Origin of the sequence: Gilliamella sp. Pra-s52 (assembly GCF_009795805.1) — a bacterium.
In the GTDB taxonomy this organism is placed as follows: Bacteria; Pseudomonadota; Gammaproteobacteria; order Enterobacterales; family Orbaceae; genus Gilliamella.
This window is the reverse complement of sequence record NZ_WTEY01000031.1, coordinates 1-4,998: the sequence shown is the minus strand read 5'-3', so window position 1 is coordinate 4,998 and position 4,998 is coordinate 1. Positions and strand designations below refer to the sequence as shown.

At 33.9% G+C, this 4,998-nt stretch carries 11 protein-coding genes and 1 tRNA gene; 4 read left to right on the top strand and 8 right to left on the bottom strand.

Features of this window, described 5'->3' with window-relative positions; translation table 11 throughout:
• Positions 1–155: 155 nt before the first annotated feature.
• The 4 genes from GQ594_RS11710 to GQ594_RS11695 all read right to left on the bottom strand — a co-directional run bounded on the left by GQ594_RS11710 (position 156) and on the right by GQ594_RS11695 (position 1,299).
• Positions 156–599 carry a D-Ala-D-Ala carboxypeptidase family metallohydrolase gene (locus tag GQ594_RS11710; RefSeq protein ID WP_160413110.1) on the bottom strand — a complete coding sequence of 148 codons (444 nt, stop codon included), beginning with the start codon at positions 597–599 and terminating at the stop codon, positions 156–158.
• Positions 583–897, bottom strand: coding sequence for a phage holin, lambda family (locus GQ594_RS11705; protein WP_160413108.1), 315 nt, complete (start codon positions 895–897; stop codon positions 583–585). The genes GQ594_RS11710 and GQ594_RS11705 overlap by 17 nt, the downstream gene beginning before the upstream one ends.
• Before the next feature lie 157 nt (positions 898–1,054).
• Positions 1,055–1,130 (bottom strand) — tRNA-Trp (locus tag GQ594_RS11700).
• A gap of 7 nt (positions 1,131–1,137) precedes the next feature.
• Positions 1,138–1,299 (bottom strand): hypothetical protein, encoded by a 162-nt coding sequence (locus GQ594_RS11695; protein ID WP_160413107.1) that lies wholly within the window; start codon positions 1,297–1,299, stop codon positions 1,138–1,140.
• Between the two features lie 322 nt (positions 1,300–1,621).
• Between GQ594_RS11695 and GQ594_RS11690 the strand changes: the two genes are divergently transcribed.
• Positions 1,622–1,810, top strand: a complete 189-nt coding sequence (locus GQ594_RS11690) for a ribbon-helix-helix protein, CopG family (RefSeq protein WP_160413105.1) — start codon at positions 1,622–1,624, stop codon at positions 1,808–1,810.
• A 32-nt stretch (positions 1,811–1,842) separates the two neighbouring features.
• The gene (locus GQ594_RS11685; RefSeq protein WP_160413103.1) at positions 1,843–2,373 is read left to right on the top strand and encodes a hypothetical protein; all 531 of its coding nucleotides are present in this window, start codon (positions 1,843–1,845) and stop codon (positions 2,371–2,373) included.
• A gap of 117 nt (positions 2,374–2,490) precedes the next feature.
• Here the strand turns inward: GQ594_RS11685 and GQ594_RS11680 are convergent, their stop codons facing one another.
• From GQ594_RS11680 to GQ594_RS11670, 4 genes are all read right to left on the bottom strand, one after another.
• A complete protein-coding gene (locus GQ594_RS11680) occupies positions 2,491–2,793 on the bottom strand; it encodes an addiction module antidote protein (protein ID WP_160413101.1) in 303 nt (100 codons plus the stop codon).
• The gene (locus GQ594_RS12240) at positions 2,786–2,935 is read right to left on the bottom strand and encodes a type II toxin-antitoxin system RelE/ParE family toxin (RefSeq protein ID WP_160413099.1); all 150 of its coding nucleotides are present in this window, start codon (positions 2,933–2,935) and stop codon (positions 2,786–2,788) included. The genes GQ594_RS11680 and GQ594_RS12240 overlap by 8 nt, the downstream gene beginning before the upstream one ends.
• Positions 2,936–2,952: 17 nt before the next feature.
• Positions 2,953–3,084, bottom strand: coding sequence for a hypothetical protein (locus tag GQ594_RS12325; RefSeq protein ID WP_272914566.1), 132 nt, complete (start codon positions 3,082–3,084; stop codon positions 2,953–2,955).
• A 151-nt stretch (positions 3,085–3,235) separates the two neighbouring features.
• On the bottom strand, positions 3,236–4,042 hold the full coding sequence (locus GQ594_RS11670) for a P22AR C-terminal domain-containing protein (RefSeq protein ID WP_160413097.1): 807 nt from the start codon (positions 4,040–4,042) through the stop codon (positions 3,236–3,238).
• 465 nt (positions 4,043–4,507) lie between these two features.
• On the opposite strand from GQ594_RS11670, the gene GQ594_RS12320 reads away from it, so the two are divergent.
• Positions 4,508–4,636: a hypothetical protein gene (locus GQ594_RS12320; protein WP_272914565.1), complete on the top strand. Its 129-nt coding sequence runs from the start codon at positions 4,508–4,510 to the stop codon at positions 4,634–4,636.
• 178 nt (positions 4,637–4,814) lie between these two features.
• Positions 4,815–4,998 (top strand): phosphoadenosine phosphosulfate reductase domain-containing protein (locus tag GQ594_RS11665; RefSeq protein WP_160413095.1); only part of this gene is annotated, 184 nt, incomplete at its 3' end.

Below are 4,998 nucleotides of genomic sequence, written 5' to 3'. Positions count from 1 at the left end.
TTTAGCGATGTCTCGGTTCAACTGTTCGATTTTCTCAGATAGTTCAGCTTTATCTTTTTGTAGCTGCTTTTTTTCTTGATAATTGTTGTAACCGAAATAGACAGCAAAGACAAAAACAGCAATGGTTAATGCGATGCTCAATATCTTTTCTTTACTCATACCAAACCACTTAAATAAACCGTTTTACCGCCTTGTTTAACGGCTGTTAATACTATTTGACGATTGTTAGTTTGACTAAATCCAATATGGACCCACTGATTATGCTCTTGAATTAATTTATCGAACTGTACACCAGAATCAATTAATCGTTGGCAAATCTCTTTTGGCGTACCGAATGACGATTTAAAATCAACAGCTAAGCCTTTCGTATGAGCGCTTGTTGCTACACCTCCAACTTTAGCATTTAGTGCAGGACAGCGGTATCCAGATGTAATAATAATTGGACTACCTAAAGCTTTCCTTACTAGCTCAAGATGAATAGCTGTTAATTGCACGTTAGGCATTAAATCAACGGGTACTGAGTTATCGATTTTTAATTTGTCGGCTGTTGGCGAGCGCGTAAATTCTTCTAGCATAAAATGTTCAGTTAGCTTGGTCATCGTTGTTATCAACCCTTTTTCTTAACATTGAATTTGATATTTGACGTAATTTATCAACCCCCAAAAACCCAATTGCGCCACCAATAAACGGATTCATGCTAACGGGCAAACCAAAATAATCTAGCCCACTGCTAGCAGCTAATGACAACGCACCACATAGCAACGCTTCCACCCATTTACTGCGTCCCCCAACCCCGTCGTATGTTAAACGACCGTAGGCTATGATAATGGACAAAACGACGCCATAAATTAACGGCGCATTCGATTGCAACCATTCCATGATTGATGATTTATACATGTTATTATTCTTCTTGTTAGTTAATGATGTGACAGCGTACTAGCTAAATGTTAGTTATGTGCGTGTCTAGCTTTGCAGTCGATTCTGTAGAAAGCCCCGAGCGTAACTATAAATCAATTGTTAGATTGACTTATAGAAAGTGGCATAGGGGTAAATTTGGCATGAGCTAAAGGATTCGAACCTCTATTAATGGTTTTGGAAACCAACGTTTTTCCCACTTAAACTAAGCTCACATAATTATTAAAGCGACATAACCCAATTTAACATTGCTTCATCGCTTTCTAATACAAAAATCGGAATTTCCAGTGAACCTGATTTTTCCGCACTGTTTAGCGCATCTAAAATATCGATTAAATATTTATCTTGTAAATCCGCTAGTTCTTTTGTTGATGTGTTTTGCATATAAAAAAACCGCAATTAAGCGGCTTCATTCAATAATTTTATTCGGTAATAAATCTATAAAAATTAAAATTTTTAGATAAATAGTGTTGACCACTATTGTAGGGTACCTTACAATAATAACCATCAAGTAAGAGACTTGATAAGGTAAACCCCCGACCTAAGACGAGGGCTTAAGGAGAAGTAAAATGAAGTTCAAAATACTCATTTTAATTCTGCTACTTTTGATTAGCTCGCCAGCATTCTAAAGTAGTTCAAAGGAGAGGAAAACCTCTCCGATGACCTTAAATATATCAACTATTATTTAATAAATCAAGGTGGTTATATGGCATTAACAAGAGCCGAAATTAACGAACGAAGCAATGAAAAACGAGGCATTAAAAATAAAGCCTTTAAATTAAATATAGACGATATCGCAATGATTAAACAAACGGCTTTAGACTTAAATATATCAGAAGCCAAACTTGTAGTAGAAGCAATTAAATTCTACAGAGAAAACAAAAAAGCCTCTTAATTGAGGCTTTAAAATAGATAAGGAATAACGTAATGAAAAGTGATTTTTTACAAACAATATGTGCAACTGTTATTGGTGGTTTAATATCAGCATTTGTTAGTGTTGTTGTTACATATTACATTCCCAAGTTGCAACAAGAAGAAGAAGGAAAAAAATGGCTGCAAATTTTTGCTGTTGAAATAGAAGGCTATCATGGTTCTGATATAATCTGCGAACGCATTCAGACAGTAAATAAAAAAATAAAAGAATTTAATAATACAAATCTTTTAGAAAACAGATTAATCACTCCAGACTCCGAATTAAATTTACCTTCAATTTATAAATCTAACCTAGATAAAGTTGGATTATTAAAATCAGAAGACGCAGAAAATATTATGAATTTCCATACTTATTTTAATAATTCTTTAATAATTTTTAGTGAATCATCAATATATAACAAGGTTGGATTTAATAAAAAAACACTCAACGCTTTATTAGAACAGTTAACAAATGCTGAAAAATACAGAAAAAAAGTATTAGACTCAGCCAATATAAAATATGAGTCAAAATGCGAAATAGACTAGGTTGCACATTGAACAATAAAATAAAAAGCCCAACTATTTCAGTGGGCTTAAATTCTATGCGCTGGAAACCGCATCGTATACACGATTATCTATCCGTATATCCGTACAGTCAAGTATTTATTGTATATTACAAGCCTTTCTTGTTGCTGTAATTTGAAGATCCATCCCTAATGCATGAATAATTTTGAGCATAGTGTCAAATCTAGGTTTTTTAGCTGATAACGTTTTATATAGACTTTCTCTTCCGATACCTGCTTCTTCTGCTATTTTTGCCATGCCTATTGAACGAGCCACATCATTAAGTGCGGCAATAAATTCTTCTGTTGAAATATCCTCGTGTAAAAATTCCGAAAGATACATAGCTCTTTCTTCATCAGTATTAAGGAATTTTGCCGCGTCAAATTGCGTCACTTTAACCATTTTTAATCTCCCTCCAAAGTTTCACCGCTTTTTCTATATCTTTCTTTTGTGTTGATTTATCACCACCACATAATAAGAGATAGGTAATATCGCCATCCTTTGCGTAATATATTCGATACCCTGCACCAACAGTAATCCGCATTTCGTAAATTTCATCCCTTAAAATTTATGATCACCAAAATTACCAAAAGCAGCTCTGCGAATCCTTGCGGTTATTGCTGTTTTCCCTTTAAAATCTTTCAACCGTTCTAGCCAGTTTTCGAAAATATCTGTTTGGTTAATTATATTCATACATACACCAATCTTATATTTGTTATCATTGTACACTTTTGGATACAATAAACAATACTTATATTATTAAAAAAGGGCATAAAGCCCTTAATTTAAAGATATAGTAACAGTGATTCTAAACCACTCACTCAAAATAAAAACTTAAATAAAATCAATATTTTTCCTGACGAATTTTGGGTTGGTTATGTCGAATAATTGGCAATACTCTATTCCATTTCTCAGTAAAGTGATTTGTAATGATATGCGCTGTTTCTCGTTCGATAATCAATCGTGCTGATTCAATATCTCTTTTAAATTCAATACTCATAGAATAAAAAGCTCCTCTATAAGATGAATTTATTATTCTTAACGCTGGTTCGATTAACTGTATTTTTTCTCTCATATAATTAGCAACAAATAATAGCCGAGCTAATTTATACCGATCTTCATCAGATAATCCATTTCGAACGCTTACACCGCCAAGCCACTTAATCGCTTCGTCAAACTTGCTAGCGGGTAAATCCTGATAACGTGGAATTTTGAATTGTTCATAAAGTTTAGTGTAGATGGCTTGATAATGCTCACCTGTTCTAAATGAACGTTCATTTATCGCTTGTTTGATTAATTGTTGTTGTTCGATTGAAATAGTTTCACTTATACCGATTTCTTTATCAGCTAAATCTAACAACCATTTACGCACTTCTTTTGCTACTTCTGTTTTAGCAAGCATTGCGATTAGATGAGCTCCTCTAAGCGAAAAAATCCTTACAGTTTGTATAATGTTATTCGGGGCGGTCAATTTGACCGTCTCGGTCATTTTGCGAGTAAATTCGTCAAAGTTACGATTATAAATCTTTGTTACTGAATCAGCGCTTTTATATTGAAGTAATTTAGCTAGTTCGCTTGATGTGATCCATATTTGGTTATTGTGATTAACTGATTGAATGGTAGTATTATGAAAGACTAATGAATTAGACATAATATTGTCTCCGTACTAATGATTTTAATAATCACCACCGCAGAGGCTAATCATTGGAGGTGAACTGAATAAGGTTAGCCTTACCACTAGTACGAAACGGCGCTCTTTCGAGCCCTTACTCAGCTCACCATAGAAGAGATAAAGGTAAAGGTGCTTTTATTCGTGTTACAGCTCGCTATAAAACCGATAAATGGCAGGATCAATACGGCAACAACAAAACAGCTATTTATTTTATAGTTGATGATTTCGAAGCGTTAACGTTCGATAAAAGTAGTAATCAGTCAGAAAAATCATCTGAGCAAACACCAGCTCAGGCTCAGCAAGATGAGTTTATAGATGATGGGATTCCATTTTAATCAATTGGTTATAAAGTTACACACAAAATCTGTTAATAACTCACTGAACAACCACCCTATTCTATTAATTATCTGCGCTGATTATTTGGCGAATATTGAAGGAGTAATTATGCAAATTGATGAATCCGTGCTTAACTACGGCAAAATTGAATTTCAACATATTGATTATGTTAATGTTTTCTTGTTTAATAACGAGCTTTATATGAAGATTGAATTAGATCTGATTGTTCTCGTCTAAAGGTGTACATGAAATAACTAGCGGATGTGCAATCAATCTTATGAGCGGTCAAGGAGAAGTGTTTGATGATAACTGTATGGTCGAACCAGTAAAAGCTGTAATTAAAAGAAAATAATAATCCATCCTTAATTCTACATCACGCTGATTATTTAGCGTGCGATGTCCATAGGTAAAAATCATGAAAAATATCGTTAGCTTTAGCGACGGTCGCTCATCAGCTTTACTAGTCTATTTTATGAAAAATCAATATCCAGACACGGATTTCATTTTTATGGAAACGGGTGCAGAACACCCGAAAACATATGAGTTTGTTAAAATTGTCGTTAAGCATTTTGATATAAATTTAACGTGTTTGCGTGTGG